This is a genomic window from Kitasatospora griseola, assembly GCF_014648555.1.
Lineage (GTDB): Bacteria > Actinomycetota > Actinomycetes > Streptomycetales > Streptomycetaceae > Kitasatospora > Kitasatospora griseola.
The window spans coordinates 1-1262 of the sequence record NZ_BMRI01000098.1 but is presented as its reverse complement, the minus strand read 5'-3'; the positions used below and the strand labels follow the sequence as shown (position 1 = coordinate 1262).

1 protein-coding gene is annotated in these 1262 nt (G+C 73.5%); it reads right to left on the bottom strand.

All coding sequences use genetic code 11. The features are described from left to right. On the bottom strand, positions 1-1262 hold a 1262-nt coding region (locus IEZ12_RS37260), incomplete at both ends, for a beta-ketoacyl synthase N-terminal-like domain-containing protein (RefSeq protein WP_229848726.1).

The following is a 1262-nucleotide window of genomic DNA, read 5'->3' as shown; positions in this document are numbered from 1 at the left end:
GCGAGAGCGTCCAGGGCTGCGACGTCGCCCACCACCACGGCCCGGTGCTCGAACACGGTGCGGGCGGCCAACGCGCCACCGACCGCCGCCGGGCCCACCTCCGGATGTACGGCAGTGAACGCGGCCAGCCGACGCGCCTGCTCCCGCAGCGCCGCCTCGGACCTGGCCGACAGCACCCACGGCACCAGCCCGCCCGCGGACCCCGCCGAAACCTCGACCGGCTCCTCAGCGGCCGCCTCGATCACCACGTGTGCGTTGGTGCCGCTGATGCCGAACGCGGAGATGCCCGCACGACGCGGGTGGCCGTTGTCGGGCCAGGGCCGGGCCTCGGTGAGCAGCCGGATGTTTCCGGACTCCCAGTCGACGTGCGAGGTCGGCTCGTCGACATGCAGCGTCGGCGGCAGTTCGCCGTGCCGCATCGCCATCACCATCTTGATCACGCCGGCCGCACCGGCCGCCGCCTGCGTGTGCCCGATGTTCGACTTCACCGACCCCAGCCACAACGGCTCCGCCCGGTCCCGGCCGTACGTCGCCAACAGCGCCTGCGCCTCGATCGGGTCGCCGAGGGTGGTCCCGGTGCCGTGCGCCTCGACCGCGTCCACGTCCGACGTCGACAGTCCGGCATTCGCCAGCGCCTGCCGGATCACCCGCTCCTGTGACGGACCGTTCGGCGCTCCGAGGCCGTTGGAGGTGCCGTCCTGGTTCACCGCCGAACCCCGCACCACCGCCAGCACCCGGTGACCGTTGCGGCGCGCGTCCGACAGACGCTCCAGCAGCAGCAGGCCGGCGCCCTCACCCCACGCTGTGCCGTCCGCCGCCTCGGCGAACGCCTTCACCCGGCCGTCGGGGGCCAGGCCGCGCTGGCGCGAGAACTCCGTGAACCCCAGCGGGGTCGCCATCACGGTCACGCCGCCGGCCAGGGCGAGTGTGCACTCGCCCGAGCGCAGGGCCTGCGCCGCCAGGTGCAGGGCCACCAGCGAGGACGAGCAGGCGGTGTCCAGCGAGACCGCCGCGCCCTCCAGCCCCAGCAGGTAGGCGATCCGGCCGGAGGTCACGCTGGTCGCGGCGCCCGTACCGAGGTAGCCCTCGGCGTCGGCGGGTGCCTGGTCGCCGTAGCCGGAGGACCAGATGCCGGTGAAGACACCAGTCTGGCTGCCCCGCAACGACGTCGGATCGATCCCCGCGTCCTCGAACGTCTCCCACGCGGTCTCCAACAGCACCCGCTGCTGCGGATCCATCGCCAACGCCTCACGCGGCGAAAT